The sequence below is a fragment of the Streptomyces roseicoloratus genome (assembly GCF_004117935.1).
Classification (GTDB): Bacteria; Actinomycetota; Actinomycetes; order Streptomycetales; family Streptomycetaceae; genus Streptomyces; species Streptomyces roseicoloratus.
In genome coordinates, this window is sequence record NZ_SDOY01000113.1 from 12780 (window position 1) to 26872 (window position 14093).

The window sequence follows — 14093 nt, forward strand, 5'->3', positions numbered from 1 at the left end:
GGCGAGGCCGCCCAGGATCGTCAGGACACAGCCGATGAACACGGCCCTCATCGCGTCACCCTCCCTCGAGCGAGCAGTCGTACGGCTCGTCCTCCGCCCGCGGTTCACAGCCGGCCGCGGTCACCAGCCAGCCACCCGCGAACTGCGACAGGAACAGCGTGTCGCCCGTCATCCGCAGCAGGGCGTCCCGGCCGTACACGTCGACGTGCCGCGCCGCACCGGCCTTCGGCAGCCCCAGCTCCCGCAGGGCCGGTCCGCACGGACCCTTGGCGTCCTGCTCGACCTGCGAGCGGGTCTCGGGCGCCAGCAGCGCGCAGCCGGTCCGGTAGTCGCCGGCGGCCAGCGCCGCCGTGAACCGCCGCCCCGCGTCCGTGGCGCCTTGCTCGCGCGCCGGAGACGCGCCGCACCCAGCCAGGACGCACAGCAGCGCCGCCGTGCCGAGCAGCGCACCGGCCGCACGCGGAATCACCGACATGCCCCCACCCTGCACGCGCCGGGCGCGCGCAGGGGGCGACACTCCGGCCGCGCGCCTTCCCGGCCCGCGGCCCACCCGTTCGGCCGACTCCTGAAGGCGGTCGCCGCGGATCCCGGGTGAGCTGGAGACATGGGCCGTCCCGAGTTCATCCCGCTGGCCGCAGGGCTGTTGGTCCTCGTGCTCGCCCTTCCGTGGATCAACGGGTTCTGGGAGGACCTCAGCGCACCGCCGGGGCCCATGACGGGCCTGATCAGCGTCACCTCGCGGGCGCACGGGTGAGCGCGCCGGGCGGTGCCCCGGGCGGCGGCGGTGGTGGCGACGCGGACGGTGGCGGCGGCGGACGGTACGGCGAAGCCGTCTTCCGGCCCGAGCAGGCGGGCGAGGGCGAGCGCATCGACTTCGGCGCGCTCGCCTACGACGACATCACCCTGGCGCGACTGCGGGCGCTGGGAGCCGGTCCGGGATGGCGCTGCCTCGACGTGGGCGCCGGCACGGGCACGGTGGCGCACCGGCTGCTCGACGAGGCCGGGGTGGACTCCGTGCTGGCAGTGGACCGCGACGTCCGCTTCCTCGCCCGGCGGGCCGTGCCCGGACTCGACGTGGCCGAGGCCGACGTCACCGCGCCGGACTTCGCCGCCGGCCGCGGCCGGTTCCGGCTCGTCCACGCGCGGTTCGTGCTCATGCACCTGCCCGAACGCGAGCGGCTGATCCGCACCCTGGCCCGGCTCGTCGAGCCCGGCGGGGTGCTGGTGCTCAGCGACGCGGTGGACCTGACGAGCGACCGTGCGGGATCGGACGGCACGCCGTACGCGCTCGCCATGCGGGCGATGTGGCGGGGGCTGCGGGCGGAGATCGGCACCGACGTCTCGTGGGTGCCCTCGTGCCCCGGCCTGCTGCGCGATGCCGGACTCACCGGCGTCGCCGCCGAGATCCACGTGCCGCCGTTGGTGCCCGGCAGCCCCATCAGCCGCTTCTGGGCGGACACCTGGCAGCGCGGCCGCGCCGCGATGCTGGCCACCGGACTGATCGACGACGAAGGTCTCGACGAGGCGATCCGCTACCTGGACTCCGACGGGTGCGCGGCGCTGTCCGCGGGGATGCTGACCGCGTGGGGCCGTAAGGCCGCCACGGGGGCCGTCGCGCCGTAGCCGTGGTGGGCCGTCCGCGGCGCCGGCCCGGTCACCGGGACCGAACCGCAGCCGCGGACGGGACGACGGCCTTCAGGACGCCGGCCCGCGATCCGACCCGCGATCGTGGTCCGCGCCCTGGCTGAGCAGCCGCTGGAAGAACGAGCGGTACTGGCGCAGGGCCGTGCGCAGGGCCTCCGTGTCGACGTCCTCGCCCTGCTTCCACTGGCCTTCGAGGGTGCGCCGGTGGTCGGCGAAGGTGGCGGCGAGCTTCTGCATCACGTCGGCGACGAGGGTGTCGGCCGCGTGCACGGCCTCGCGGGGATCGTCGACGAACATGCTCTGGATGTCGTGCCAGCGGGTGCGGAAGCTCTCCTCGTCCGCCGCCTCCATCAGTCGCGGCGACCCGTCGACGGTGCGGTCCGGGCGGTCGGCCCGGACCCCGCCGTCCGCCTCGGTGACGCCGGTGTCGGTACCCGTACGGCTGTCGGCGCCGGCGTCGGTCCCCGTACGGCTGTAGGCGTCGGAGTCGGCGTCGGAAACGGTGCCGGTCTCGGCGCCGGTGTCAGTGTCGGGGAAGGTGCCGGTTCCGGTCTCGGTGACCGCGTCACCCGTCCGGTCCGTACGGACGCCCGTCCCGGTGTCCGTGCCGCCGGGGTCGCCGGGGCCACCGCGTTCACCGGTGCCGCCGGGGCTGTCGTCGCCGCTCGTGGGGATGCTTTCGCCGGGGTACGCCGGTGGTGCGGCGGGGTCCGTCCCGCGCTCGTTCCCGGCCGGGCGGCGGGCGATGTCCTCGGTCGACAGGCCGGTGTCGGGGCGTCCGGAAGTGTCGTTGTCGCGCATGCCGAAGTCCTGCCTCTCAGGGCCGGCCGGAGCCGGGCCGGTTTCCGTCGGCGAGCAGTTCCTCGAAGAGGACCCGGTAGTGGATCATCGCCCCGCGCAGCTGCTCCGTGGTGGCCTCGTGTCGTGAGCTGAGGTGCTCGACGTCGTGGGCCGCGCGGTAGTGCTCCAGGGTGCGGCCGTGCTCGACGGACAGGTCACGGGCCTGCTGGTCGAAGTTCTCCGTGGGATAGCCCCGCTCGCGCATGACGGCCGTCACCAGGCGGTCAGCGTCGTGCACCGCCGTCTCGGGGTGGTCGACGAACTGCTCCTGCACGCCCCGCCACTCGCTCAGGTATCGCTTCCTCAGGTCCTCGTCGAGCGGGCGGATGTCGAGCGAGTCGTGCCGCTCCTCGCGTGCGCCGAGGTCGTGCTCGGCCGCCCGCCTGCCGCCCGCCTCGTCGACCGTGCGGTCGTACTCGGAGCCGTAACGCTCCCGGAGCCGGTTCCGTCTGCGGCGGTCGAGCACGAAGGCCAGGACGATCAGGACGACCACGACCGCGATCGGTATGACGATGGCCAGTACGGTTCCTGTGGACATGACCCGGCCCCCTTGAGTGTGACGGTGACGGGCTGTTCGCACCGCGCCTGCCCGGCTGCCGGCGACCGAAACGGCCCGTCGTCCGCGAGGTGCGACGACGGGCCGTGGCGTCCGGTGGCGGGGTGCGTCCGTGGGCGGTGGGTGCCAACGGGCGGTGGGTGTCAATGGGCGGCGGCGCCGAACTCGGCGTGCTGCGTGCGGAGCGCGAAGTCGGTCTCGTCGGCGGGCGGGCGGCCGACCCGACAGCGCCGTGCCTCCGCACGGGCCTCCCGCATCAGCACGACGAACTCCTCGTCCGTGAGCCCGTGCCGGCCATGGGTGCCGCCGTCGTGCGTCCGGGTTTCGGCCTGCCAGACCATGATCCTCTCCGCCTCTCCGCTCCCGCGGGTGTCGCGTGGCCACTACCCGGTGAGCGCCGGACCAGACGTCCGCCGGGCGACCGGACGAGGGACGGATGGTGCCACAACGCTCAAATCACCCCATGGCGCCATAAAGTCACTGCTCGACACCATGGGACCTTCCCGAAAGGAGCCTTCCTTGGCATCGCGACTCAATCCGTACATCAGCTTCTCCGGCGACGCGCGGCAGGCCTTGGAGTTCTACAAGAGCGTCCTGGGCGGCACGCTCAGCCTGAGCGGTTACGGCGAGTTCGGCTCGCAGACGCCGCCCGGCTACGAGGAGAAGATCATGCACGGCATGCTCGAGACCGACCGCGGATTCGCGCTGATGGCGTCCGACGTGCCGCCCGGCATGGAACACGAACCCGGCAACAACATCGCGATCAGCCTGAGCGGCGACGACGCGGACGAGCTGCGCGGCTACTGGGAGAAGCTGTCGTCCGGGGGCACCGTGTCCGTCCCCCTGGAGAAGCAGATGTGGGGCGACGTGTTCGGCATGTGCACGGACAGGTTCGGCATCACGTGGATGGTCGACATCACCGAACAGGGCTGAGGCCCGGGAGAGGCTCGGCAGGGCAGCGGGTCAGCTCCGGCGGCGCGCGTCGGACGTCGTCCGGGCGGGTGCCGATCTCGCACCCGCCCGTGAGCCGCCGCCGCCTCCTCCGTCTCCTCTCCCGCCGTCACCTCCGCGCTCGCCGCCGCCTCCACCCGGGATTCAGCGCGTGGCCAGCACGATTCCGTACGCCGCGAAGAACAGCGCGACGACCAGGACGACGAGGAGCACGAGGAAGAGCGGGCCGCCGGCCCAGCCCCGGGTCGGACGCCGGTGCGGGCCGGTGCCGGTGCTCGTCCCCGTCTCCGCCGGAGGGGTCTCGCCCGGTGGCACACCGCCACCGGGTTCCAGGCCCGTGGTGGAGCGGGGGTCGGGATCGGGGTTGCTCGGAACGGTCATGGCCGTCACCTCCTGCTCGCGGTCCCCGGCACGCCCGGCACGGCCGTGCGGTCCGACGACTGCCCTCTCCGGCCGGTTTCATTCGTCCCGGCCGGGTAGTCGCGGTGCGAGGCGGACCGACACCGATCAGCAGCGTGCGCACGAGGCGGACGGCCGTGACCGTGCCCCCGCGCGGCACCGGCACGTCCGGGCCCGGCTCGACGACGAACGCACGATGGAGGTCGAGGGGCCGGGTCCGGTCCGGCCGCCCGACGCGGGGCGAGGAACGGCACGGCCCCGAGCCGCCGGACCCGCCGCGCTACGACAAGGACGAAGGGAAGAGACGTGACGGCGCAGAACGATCCCGCCGCCGAGCAGGACGCGCGCGGCGACGACGTCTACCAGCCCACCGGCTCGGATGCCCCGAACCGGCCCAGCGGCCCGCTCGACCCGGAGAACATGCTGGGGGACGAGACGGCCGACTCTCCCGAGGAACCCGGCTTCTCACCGCCCGACCGACCGGGCGCGGTCACGCGCCGCGGCACGACGACCGCCGAGCAGCGTGAGGGCGCGCCCCTCGACGACCGCCTGGCCGAGGAGGAGCCCGACGTCACGGCCGTCGAGGGCGACGCCGTCGGAGACCTGCCCGGAGGCGAGGGCGAGCCGCTGGACCGGGAGTCCGGTGCCACGCCCGCGGGCCGGCTCGTCGCGCCCGACCCGCGTGTCCCCGGCGGTGTCACGGCGCGTGACACGGGCCCCGAGGACGAGGTCCCCGCCGAGGAGGCGGCGATGCACCGGGACACCGCCGTCGACGGCACCGGCGGTGGCGCTGAGGGAAGCCCATAGGCGACGAGGAGACGAGGAGACGGTCATGAACGAACCACGGAGCCGTACGCGGCCGGGCGGAGGCAGAACCTCGGCCACTCCGCGCGACCTCGCCGAGCTCAAGGAGCGGCAGGCCCACCGTGCGGAGAAGCACCAGGACGCCGGGCAGCAAGGGAGCGGGCGGCACGCGGCTCCTCGGGGCCGGGGCGGGGACCGCGGCGGCCGGCACGGGCCGGCCGAGAAGGGTGTCGCCCCCGACGGCGGCATCCCGGGCGGCCGCCCACCCGACGAGCCCTGACCCCGCACCCGACGGGCTCCCGCACCGGGGAGCCCGTCGGCCTGTGCTCCCCGTCCCCCTGGCGAACCGGTGAACTCCGCGCGCGGCGCCGGCCGGCGGCCCCCGGGGGCTCGCAGGCATCCGAACAGTCGGCCCTCCGAAAGGCGCCGAGCGGTCCGCACCCGCAGTGGTTCACTCGATTCCGGTCAACTTCTTTGTCAGGTGGCCGCGCCCGTCCGTCGGATTCACGCCATCCGTGATCTTCCGAGAACTTCCCTTTCCGGAGGGGAAGTTCCTGCGCAGCGGCCCTTGCGCGGAGACCCGAGGGCGCGTTTCGGGCCACCCGTGGGGAAACGTGACGGTCTTCACCGTGGACCCCTTGGTTCACGGTGGTTCTAATGGGCGGGCCCATTCGAACAGGCTGTCCGAAAGGGCGTCACGGGGGCTTGCGAGGAGGTCGGCCATCGGGAAAGGTGCGCCGCCGAGGGCGGCGCCTTCGGCATGCCCCCGGCGGGTCTTCGCCGGGCGGGCGGGCCTACGCCGGAGCCGATTCCTTGACTCCTTCAACTCTCGCGTCTTCAACAAATGGTACAGGGCCGCACGACTTCCGCCGTGATCCGGCGGAGGCGCCGAAACAGACGAAGAGGGAAAACGATGACGGACAACGGTCGTACGAGCCGGACACCCCGGAGCGACGACAGGTTCGAGAAGTTTCCGCTGACGGAGATCCAGTACGCCTACTGGGTCGGCCGGGGATCCAATTTCGTGCTCGGCAACGTCGCCCCGCACGCGTACTTCGAACTCGAAGGCCGGCGCCTCGACCCCGACGTGCTCTCCCGTGCCTGGCGGACCCTGATCGAGCGCCACGACATGCTGCGCGCGGTCGTCGACGAGGACGGAAGGCAGCACGTCCTGCCCTCCGTACCGGAGTTCCACGTCCGATGTACCGACCTCCGGTCGGCGCCTCCGGACGAGGCGGAGCGCGTGCTGACCGGCATACGCGACGAGATGTCCCACCACGTCTACACCGCCGCCGACTGGCCCCTGTTCGACATCCGCCTCTCCCGGCTGCCCGAGCACGACCGGCTGCACGTCAGCCTCGACCTCCTCATGGTCGACCTGGCCAGCCTCACGCTGCTGTTCAGCGAGTGGAGCGCGCTCTGCCAGGACGCCGGCCTCGAACTGCCCCCGGTGGACGTGACCTTCCGCGACTACGCCCTCGCCCTGGAGCAGGGCTCCCAGGCCCCCCGGCACCAGAAGGCCCTCGACTACTGGACCTCGCGCGCCACCACGCTCGCCCCGCCGCCGGACCTGCCGCTCGCCAAGTCGCCCGTCTCGGTGCACAAGCCCCGCTTCACCCACCGCGAGTACCACCTGCCCGAGCCGGACTGGAAACGGCTGCAGGAACGCTGCGAGGCCCGCGGCCTCACCCCGACCGCCGTCCTCGCCGCGGTCTTCTCCGAGGTGCTCGCCGTCTGGAGCGGCACCCGGCGCTTCACGCTCAACCTCACCCTCTTCAACCGGCTGCCGCTGCTGCTCGACCGCAACGAGGCCGGAAAGCGCGTCGTCCACCCCCATCTCCGGCGCATGGTCGGCGACTTCACCTCCATCTGCCTCCTGGAGGTCGACGCCTCCACCGGCCGCTCGCTCAGCGAACGCGCCGAGGCCACCCAGACCCAGCTCCAGAAGGACCTGCGCCACCGCCAGGTCAGCGCCCTGCAGACGCTGCGCGAGCGCCGCAGGCTCGGCCTGCAGAGCGGCTTCGAGACGATGCCCGTCGTCTTCACCAGCGGTCTCGGCACCGCCGCCGACGTCAGCGACGCCATGGGCTACTTCGGCGACATCTCCTACCGCGTCAGCCAGACCCCGCAGGTGTGGCTCGACCACCAGGTCGTCGACTTCACCGGTTCCCTCGACCTCACCTGGGACTGCGTGGAGGAACTCTTCCCCGAAGGCCTCCTCGACGACATGTTCGCCACCTACTGTGCGACCGTCGCCCGGCTCGCCCACGAGGACAGCCCCTGGGACGAGGAACTCACCGTCGACCTGCCCGGCCACCAGCTGACCGCCCGCGCCGACGCCAACGCCACCGAGGGCCCCCGCCCCGTCGGTCTGCTCCACGAGTCCTTCCTCGACCGCGCCGCCGCCCACCCCGACCGGCCCGCCGTCCTCACCGCCGGCCGCGAGGTCGGCTACGGCGAACTCGCCGCCCGCGCCGAGGCCGTACGCCGGCAGGTGACGGCCGCCGCCGGCGACGAGCCGCGCGACCGGCTCGTCGGCATCACCCTCGACAAGGGCCCCGAGCAGGTCGCCGCCGCGTACGGCGTGATGATGGCCGGCGCCGCCTACCTGCCGGTCGGCGCCGCCCTCCCCGCGCAGCGCCGCTCCCGCATCCTCGCCGACGGCCGGGCCGCGGCCGTCGTCACCGACAGCGCCCTCGACGCCGCCCTGGAATGGCCCGAGGCGATCCCGCGCCTCCTCGTCGACGGCCCCGCCCCGGCGACGCCCGCCGACCGCCTCCCGGCGGGCCCCGCCCGCCCCGGCGACCTGGCGTACGTCCTCTACACCTCCGGCTCCACCGGCACCCCCAAGGGCGTCATGATCGAGCACGGCGCCGTGCTCAACACGGTCGCCGACATCAACGAGCGCTTCCGCGTCGGACCCGACGACCGCGTCTTCGGCCTCGCCGACCTCGGCTTCGACCTGTCCGTGTACGACCTCTTCGGCACCCTCGCCGTCGGCGCCGGACTCGTCCTGCCCGACCCCGACATGCGCTCCGAACCCGCCCACTGGGCCAAGCTCATGGCCCAGCACGGCGTCACCGTGTGGAACTCCGTCCCCGCCCAGATGCAGATGCTCGTCGAGCACCTCGAAGCCGGCGGCGAGGTCCCCGAGCGGCTCCGCCTGATCATGCTCAGCGGCGACTGGATCCCCGTCGACCTGCCGCGCCGCATCCACGACCTGTGGCCCGACGCCGAGATCATCAGTCTCGGCGGCGCCACCGAGGCCTCCATCTGGTCCATCCACCACCCCGTCGACGAGGTCCCGCAGGGCGCGAAGAGCGTGCCGTACGGCGTTCCGCTGCGCAACCAGACCTTCCACGTGCTCGACGAGCGCATGGAACCCTGCCCCGTGTGGACCGCCGGCCAGCTGTACATCGGCGGCGTCGGACTCGCCCGCGGCTACTGGGCCGACGAGGAGCGCACCGCGGCCGCCTTCGTCACCCACCCGCGCACCGGTGAACGCCTCTACCGCACCGGCGACTTCGGCCGCTACCGCACCGACGGGACCATCGAGTTCCTGGGCCGCCGCGACGGCCAGGTCAAGATCAACGGCCACCGGGTCGAACTCGGCGAGATCGAGGCAACGCTCTCCCAGCACCCGGGCGTGGACGCCTCCGTCGTCGTCAAGTCCGCCGACGGATCCGGCGCCGCCCGCCTCCACGGCTACGTCGTCCCCTCGGTCCGCGAGGCCGACGAGACGCTGTTCGTCACCGAGCACGCCGAGCCCGCCACCAGCGCCGCACTCTGGCAGGCCCTCGGCGAGACGGCAGGACGCCCCGCCGCCGGCCCCGCCCCCGAGCGGCTGCGCGCCGCCTGGGACGTGCTCGACGAGGTGTACACCCTCGCCACCGCCGCCGCCTTCCGCTCCTTCGGCCTCCCGCACGAGCCGGGCGCCGTCTTCGACCCGGCCGCACTGCGCGGGGCCGGCGTCGCACCCCGCTACGAGCGGTGGCTGGCCCGTGCCGTCGCCCGCCTGGAGACGACCGGCCACCTCACCACGGGAGACGACGGCACGACCGTCGCCCGCCCGCTGCCCGAGGCCCTGCCGGACGACCTCAAGGGCCGCGCCCGCGACGTCCTCAAGGAGGTCCTCGGGATCGACGAGGACGTCACCGACTGGATGCTCACGCTCGCCGACGGCCTCGCCGACGTGCTCACCCAGAGCGTCCACTCGGCCGAGCTGTACGCCTCCGACCGCACGCCCGGCGTCTACGACCGGCTCTTCGGCCCCACGTACCAGGCCGCCGCCGACGCCGTGCGCGCGTTCACCGGACGCTTCCCCGCCGACCGCACCCTCAAGGCCATGGAGGTGGGCTCCGGCTACGGCTCGCTCACCCGGCACCTGCTGCCGCTGCTGCCCGAGGACCGCACCGAGTACCTGTTCACCGACATCTCGCGCTACTTCACCGACCGGGCCAGGACCGAGTTCGCCGACCACCCGGCGCTCCGCTTCGACCTGTTCGACCTCGACCAGCCGCCCGCCGTCCAGGGCTTCGGCGACCAGTCCGCCGACCTCCTCGTCGCGGCCAGCGTGCTGCACGACATGCGCCGGATCGCCCCGACCCTGCGCAACCTGCGCTCCATGACCGCCCCCGGCGGCATCCTGCTCATGGTCGAACAGACCACCTTCCACCCGTGGTTCGACCTCGTCATGGGCCTCCAGCAGGGCTTCGACAACTTCGAGGACACCGAACTGCGCACCCGCCACTGCCTGCTCGACCGCGGGCAGTGGGCCGCCGAGCTCGCCGCCGCCGGCTTCGCGCGCAGCCAGGTCCTCACCGTCACCGGCGGCCCCGCCTCCGTCGGCTTCGACGTGATCGTGGCCCAGGCACCCGACACCCGCCGCCGCTTCGCGCCCGACGCGCTGAGGGAGTTCGCGGCGGCCCGACTGCCCAGGCACATGGTGCCCGCGCAGATCCTCGCCCTGGACGAACTGCCCCTGAACGCCACCGGCAAGGTGGACCGCGCGGCCCTCGCCAAGGCGGGCGCGCGCGGCGCGGGCCGCGGCAAGCCGGCCAAGCCGCCGCGCACCGACCGGCAGCGCAAGCTCGTCGAGATCTGGCGCGAGGTCCTGGGCCTCAGCCGGGTCGACCTGGACGACGACTTCCTGGACGCGGGCGGCGACTCGCTGCTCGCCGCGCGGCTCGTCGCCCACCTGCAGACCGCGTTCGACGTCACCGTGCCGGTCGGCACGGTCCTCCAGTACACGACGGTGGAGGCGCTCGACGGCCATCTCGAGCAGCTCCTCGGACCGTCCGAGCTCATGCCCGGGGAGAAGTGATGAACCAGACCCAGCAGACGCAGCAGACCGGTACCGGCGGAACGGCGCCCCGCGCCGGACACCGCCCCTCCACCGACGAGGTCACGGCATGGGTCGTCGGCTTCCTCGCCGAGATCCTCGACGTGCCGCCGCAGGACATCGACCCCGCCACCCCGCTCGACGAGCTGGGCGTCGACTCCGCCACGACGCTCGTCCTGTGCGCGGGCCTCGGCGAGGAGTTCGGCCTGCCCGTACGGCCCAGGGACGTGTTCGACCACTTCACGGCCGACGCCCTCGCCCGGCACCTGACGGCACCGCAGCCCGCGGGAGTGTGAGCGAACCGTGAGCACCTCCACGCCGCCCCGCTGGATCATCGGCGGGGCGTCGCGGCCGGCCGCCCCCAAGCTCTACTGCTTCGCCCATGGGGGCGGCTCCGCCGCCGAGTACCTGCGCTGGGCCCGCGACCTCAAGGCCGGCGAGCCGCACGCCGTGCAGCTGCCCGGACGCGGTTCGCGGACCGGCGAACCCGTGATCACGTCGATGGACGCGCTCGTCGCCGCGCTCCTCGACGGCGTACGACCGGACGCCGGACCCTTCGTGTTCTTCGGGCACAGCTTCGGCTCGCTCGTCGCGTTCGAGTTCACCCGCGCGCTGCGGGCGGCCGGCCGGCCGCAGCCCGCGCACCTCGTCGTCTCCGGCTACCCCGCCCCGCACCTGCCGCGCGCCGCCTCCCGGCTGCACCTGCTCGGCGACCGCGAGCTGCTCGAGGAGGTCTCCGGCCTCCACGGAGGCATCCCGCCCGAGGTCATGGCCGACGACGACCTGGTGGCCATCGCCGCCCGGGCCCTGCGCGCCGACTACCAGGTCCTGGAGACCTACGCGCACCGGCCCGAGCCACCCCTGTCCGTTCCCGTCACTGTGCTGGGAGGCACCGAGGACCGGGTCACCGCCGAACAGCTGGAGGCCTGGCGCGAACTGACGGACGCCGAAGTGACGGTACGCCGCTTCCCCGGCGGCCACTTCTACCTCCGCGACCGGCCGGCCCCCGTCCTGCGGGCGCTCTCCGGCGCCCTCACCGCCGCCGCGCGCGCCACGGCGGGCGTCCCGGCGGGCTCGGGGGAGCGGGGCGACCCGTGCTGACCTTCGCGGCGGCCTCCCTGGTCCTCATCATGATCCCCGGCCCCGACCAGGCGCTGATCACCCGCAGCGCCCTGGCCGGCGGCCGGCGGGCCGGACTGCTCACCATGGTCGGCGGCGTCCTCGGCCTGGTCGTGCACGTCGGGGCCGCCGTCCTGGGCATCTCCGCGGTGCTGCTCGCCTCCGCCACCGCGTTCACGGTCCTCAAGGTCGTGGGCGCGGTGTACCTGGTGTGGATGGGCATCGCGACGCTGCGCGGCGCCCGCCGCACGCTGCGGGAGCAGGCCGGGAGGCCCGACGGCGGCGACGAACCGGAGGAGGACGGGGCCGGCGGCAGATACGTGCGGTACGGCTTCCTCTCCAACGCGCTCAACCCGAAGGTCGCGCTGTTCTTCGTGACCTTCCTGCCGCAGTTCCTGCCGCCCGAGGGGCAGGTCTTCCCCAGAGCCATGGCCCTGTCCCTGGTGTTCGCCGCGCTGTACCTGCTGTGGTTCGGCCTCTACGTGTTCACCGTCGACCGTCTCGGCAGGGTCCTGCGCCGTCCGCGCGTCCGCGCGCGGATCGAGCAGGTCACCGGCCTGCTGCTGATCGGCTTCGCGGTCCGGCTGGCACTCCAGTCGCCCTGAACCCGCCGCCGTTCGCGGCGAGTCCGTGCCGGTGGGGTTCCGCAGCGGCGCCACCGGCGGGACGCTGGCCGTATGAAGACAACGGCGCGGATCATCGGACGATGGGTGTGCGCGGCCGCCGGGGTGTGGGTGGCCGCCGAGGTCGTGGGCCGGTTACGGATCGCCGGCGGCACGGGCGAGCGACTGGGGTCGGCGGCGGTCGTCGCCGCGGTGTTCCTCGCCTTCGTCGTGCTCGTCCCGCTGCCCCTGACGCGGCTGCTCGGACGGGCCCTGAGGAGGAATCAGCGGCGCTTCGCGGAGGAACCCGACTGGGGCGGCTCCGACGGGGAGTTCTTCGCGCCGCTGCGCAGACACTTCCTCCTCGTCGGACTCGGCATGGTGCTGACGGCGGTCGTCCTGGTCGTGATCGGGCCGGCGGGAGTGTGGGCCGGTGCCGAGCTGGGCGCCGCGCTGGGCCTCGACGTCCGGCTCGACGGCGGGCTCAAGGCGCTCGTCGCCGCGGGACTCGTCGTCGCCGCCGTGGAGACGGCGCTTCGGCTCGTGCTCGCCGTCCCGGTGAAGCGCCGCCGCGCCGGCGCACTGCGGTCCCTGAGCGGCCTGCTGCTGTCCGGGGCGGGCCTGGTGCTCGCGGAGGTGTGGCTGGACGGCGTGCGGGCGGCGGACCCCCGATGGCTGACGCTCGCCGTCGTCGCCGCGCTCTTCCACCTGCGCTTCCGGCTGACGCTGACCCTTCCCGTACCCGGCGTCGCGTCCCTCGTCCTCGTCTCGGCGAACGTGCTGGCGCTCTGGCTCGTGGTGTGGCTCACCGGTCTGCTGCACGTCGACGGCTTCTGGCCGCTCGCCGGGACGGTCGCCCTGATGTGGGCCGCGGAATGGCCGAGCCGCCTGGCGACCGCCGCGGCCGAGGCCCGCGCCAACCCGCCCCTGCCCCCACCCGACCCGTTCTGGCCGGAACAGCACATGCCCCGGTCACCGCTGTACTGAGGAGACGGACGCGGGGTCCTCGCCCCGGGCCGCGGATGAGATGAGATCCTGGGCGGATGCACGAGACGGCAGCCGCCCTGGCGGACGCACGCTGGCCCCTCGCCCCGCCGGCCGATGCCGGCCGGCTGCGGGAGCTGACCGCGGACGACGGCATCACCGGCTTCATGTCGCCGGCCCTGCCCGACGCGGCATGGCTGCTGCACTCCCTGTACGAGCACGAAGTCGGGCCGACCGACATGTCGTTCGACGCGTACGCGAGGGCCGTGCGGGCGGGCGGCGGGAAGGACGTCATCCCGGGGATCGACCCCGCCGAGGTGCTCGACGCGCCCACGGGCGAGCATCCCGGTCCCCGCTGGCGGCGCCTGCGCTGGGCCGAACTGGCGGACCGGCTCGGTGACCCGACGGTGCCCGAGGGACGGTATCCGTGCCACTCCTCCTTCCCCTCGATCAGGCCCGGCACGTGGCCGGCCGGCCTCCGGGCACCGTCCGAAGGGCACATGGACCGGCCCGACTGGAACCGCCTGGTCGACCTCCTCGCCGCGCACGGCCCGCACGGCGCGGAGACGGCCTGCCTGGCGTACTGGAGTCCGCTGCTGCAGGGCGCCGACTTCGACGACCCGCACCTCCGCGCCGGCGTCCTCGCGGACGCCAAGGTGCTCTTCGACCACCCCGAGGAGGAGAAGTGGACCCCGTCCAACCTCTGGGCCCGGGACCTGTCCTGGGTGGTGTGCACGGACTACGACCTCTGGGCCACCAAGGTCTCCGGCCCCCGCGCACTCGTCGAGGCGCTTCTCGCCGACCCGGAGATCGAAGCCGTACGCCTGCCCTGGGCTGCCTGACCGCCCGGGCC

The 14093-nt window shown here is 73.8% G+C and carries 16 protein-coding genes; 11 read left to right on the forward strand and 5 right to left on the reverse strand.

Going from position 1 to position 14093, the window contains the following annotated elements; translation table 11 throughout:
* Positions 1 to 55: 55 nt before the first annotated feature.
* Entirely contained in the window at positions 56 to 475 is a 420-nt protein-coding gene (locus tag ESG85_RS14285) for a hypothetical protein (protein ID WP_246095017.1), read from the reverse strand.
* Positions 476 to 604: 129 nt separating this feature from the next.
* On the opposite strand from ESG85_RS14285, the gene ESG85_RS34990 reads away from it, so the two are divergent.
* Together ESG85_RS34990 and ESG85_RS14290 are read left to right on the forward strand one after the other, a co-directional pair.
* Positions 605 to 754 (forward strand): hypothetical protein, encoded by a 150-nt coding sequence (locus ESG85_RS34990; protein WP_164986245.1) that lies wholly within the window; start codon positions 605 to 607, stop codon positions 752 to 754.
* Positions 751 to 1623, forward strand: a complete 873-nt coding sequence (locus ESG85_RS14290; RefSeq protein WP_128979211.1) for a class I SAM-dependent methyltransferase — start codon at positions 751 to 753, stop codon at positions 1621 to 1623. The genes ESG85_RS34990 and ESG85_RS14290 overlap by 4 nt, the downstream gene beginning before the upstream one ends.
* Positions 1624 to 1695: 72 nt before the next feature.
* Here the strand turns inward: ESG85_RS14290 and ESG85_RS35315 are convergent, their stop codons facing one another.
* The 3 genes from ESG85_RS35315 to ESG85_RS14305 form a co-directional block, all read right to left on the reverse strand.
* Positions 1696 to 2445, reverse strand: a complete 750-nt coding sequence (locus ESG85_RS35315; RefSeq protein WP_181019036.1) for a hypothetical protein — start codon at positions 2443 to 2445, stop codon at positions 1696 to 1698.
* Positions 2446 to 2461: 16 nt separating this feature from the next.
* Positions 2462 to 3022, reverse strand: coding sequence for a hypothetical protein (locus ESG85_RS14300; RefSeq protein ID WP_128979213.1), 561 nt, complete (start codon positions 3020 to 3022; stop codon positions 2462 to 2464).
* Between the two features lie 161 nt (positions 3023 to 3183).
* Positions 3184 to 3381 carry a hypothetical protein gene (locus ESG85_RS14305; protein ID WP_128979215.1) on the reverse strand — a complete coding sequence of 66 codons (198 nt, stop codon included), beginning with the start codon at positions 3379 to 3381 and terminating at the stop codon, positions 3184 to 3186.
* A 178-nt stretch (positions 3382 to 3559) separates the two neighbouring features.
* Here ESG85_RS14305 and ESG85_RS14310 point away from each other — a divergent pair, with 178 nt between their 5' ends.
* Positions 3560 to 3973, forward strand: a complete 414-nt coding sequence (locus ESG85_RS14310) for a VOC family protein (protein WP_128979217.1) — start codon at positions 3560 to 3562, stop codon at positions 3971 to 3973.
* Between the two features lie 162 nt (positions 3974 to 4135).
* Here ESG85_RS14310 and ESG85_RS14315 read toward each other — a convergent pair whose 3' ends face one another.
* Positions 4136 to 4372 carry a DUF6480 family protein gene (locus ESG85_RS14315; protein ID WP_128979219.1) on the reverse strand — a complete coding sequence of 79 codons (237 nt, stop codon included), beginning with the start codon at positions 4370 to 4372 and terminating at the stop codon, positions 4136 to 4138.
* A gap of 324 nt (positions 4373 to 4696) precedes the next feature.
* On the opposite strand from ESG85_RS14315, the gene ESG85_RS14320 reads away from it, so the two are divergent.
* The 8 genes from ESG85_RS14320 (at position 4697) to ESG85_RS14355 (ending at position 14082) form a co-directional block, all read left to right on the forward strand.
* Positions 4697 to 5197: a hypothetical protein gene (locus tag ESG85_RS14320; protein ID WP_128979221.1), complete on the forward strand. Its 501-nt coding sequence runs from the start codon at positions 4697 to 4699 to the stop codon at positions 5195 to 5197.
* A 25-nt stretch (positions 5198 to 5222) separates the two neighbouring features.
* A complete protein-coding gene (locus ESG85_RS14325; protein ID WP_128979223.1) occupies positions 5223 to 5474 on the forward strand; it encodes a hypothetical protein in 252 nt (83 codons plus the stop codon).
* 633 nt (positions 5475 to 6107) lie between these two features.
* Positions 6108 to 10517, forward strand: coding sequence for a non-ribosomal peptide synthetase (locus ESG85_RS14330; RefSeq protein ID WP_128979225.1), 4410 nt, complete (start codon positions 6108 to 6110; stop codon positions 10515 to 10517).
* Positions 10517 to 10831 carry an acyl carrier protein gene (locus tag ESG85_RS14335; RefSeq protein ID WP_128979227.1) on the forward strand — a complete coding sequence of 105 codons (315 nt, stop codon included), beginning with the start codon at positions 10517 to 10519 and terminating at the stop codon, positions 10829 to 10831. Before ESG85_RS14330 ends, ESG85_RS14335 begins: the two co-directional genes overlap by 1 nt.
* A gap of 7 nt (positions 10832 to 10838) precedes the next feature.
* A complete protein-coding gene (locus ESG85_RS14340) occupies positions 10839 to 11636 on the forward strand; it encodes a thioesterase II family protein (protein WP_128979229.1) in 798 nt (265 codons plus the stop codon).
* Positions 11630 to 12259: a LysE family translocator gene (locus tag ESG85_RS14345; protein ID WP_128979231.1), complete on the forward strand. Its 630-nt coding sequence runs from the start codon at positions 11630 to 11632 to the stop codon at positions 12257 to 12259. Before ESG85_RS14340 ends, ESG85_RS14345 begins: the two co-directional genes overlap by 7 nt.
* Before the next feature lie 72 nt (positions 12260 to 12331).
* Positions 12332 to 13243 (forward strand): hypothetical protein, encoded by a 912-nt coding sequence (locus ESG85_RS14350; protein WP_128979233.1) that lies wholly within the window; start codon positions 12332 to 12334, stop codon positions 13241 to 13243.
* 56 nt (positions 13244 to 13299) lie between these two features.
* Positions 13300 to 14082 (forward strand): hypothetical protein, encoded by a 783-nt coding sequence (locus tag ESG85_RS14355; RefSeq protein WP_128979235.1) that lies wholly within the window; start codon positions 13300 to 13302, stop codon positions 14080 to 14082.
* Positions 14083 to 14093 lie beyond the last annotated feature (11 nt).

Bases quoted from the DNA above. Each gene is read 5' to 3' on its own strand.
- ESG85_RS14285 (WP_246095017.1), bottom strand. From the start codon at position 475: ATGTCGGTGATTCCGCGTGCGGCCGGTGCGCTGCTCGGCACGGCGGCG.
- ESG85_RS34990 (WP_164986245.1), top strand. From the start codon at position 605: ATGGGCCGTCCCGAGTTCATCCCGCTGGCCGCAGGGCTGTTGGTCCTC.
- ESG85_RS35315 (WP_181019036.1), bottom strand. From the start codon at position 2,445: ATGCGCGACAACGACACTTCCGGACGCCCCGACACCGGCCTGTCGACC.
- ESG85_RS14300 (WP_128979213.1), bottom strand. From the start codon at position 3,022: ATGTCCACAGGAACCGTACTGGCCATCGTCATACCGATCGCGGTCGTG.
- ESG85_RS14305 (WP_128979215.1), bottom strand. From the start codon at position 3,381: ATGGTCTGGCAGGCCGAAACCCGGACGCACGACGGCGGCACCCATGGC.
- ESG85_RS14315 (WP_128979219.1), bottom strand. From the start codon at position 4,372: ATGACCGTTCCGAGCAACCCCGATCCCGACCCCCGCTCCACCACGGGC.
- ESG85_RS14325 (WP_128979223.1), top strand. From the start codon at position 5,223: ATGAACGAACCACGGAGCCGTACGCGGCCGGGCGGAGGCAGAACCTCG.
- ESG85_RS14330 (WP_128979225.1), top strand. From the start codon at position 6,108: ATGACGGACAACGGTCGTACGAGCCGGACACCCCGGAGCGACGACAGG.
- ESG85_RS14335 (WP_128979227.1), top strand. From the start codon at position 10,517: ATGAACCAGACCCAGCAGACGCAGCAGACCGGTACCGGCGGAACGGCG.
- ESG85_RS14350 (WP_128979233.1), top strand. From the start codon at position 12,332: ATGAAGACAACGGCGCGGATCATCGGACGATGGGTGTGCGCGGCCGCC.
- ESG85_RS14355 (WP_128979235.1), top strand. From the start codon at position 13,300: ATGCACGAGACGGCAGCCGCCCTGGCGGACGCACGCTGGCCCCTCGCC.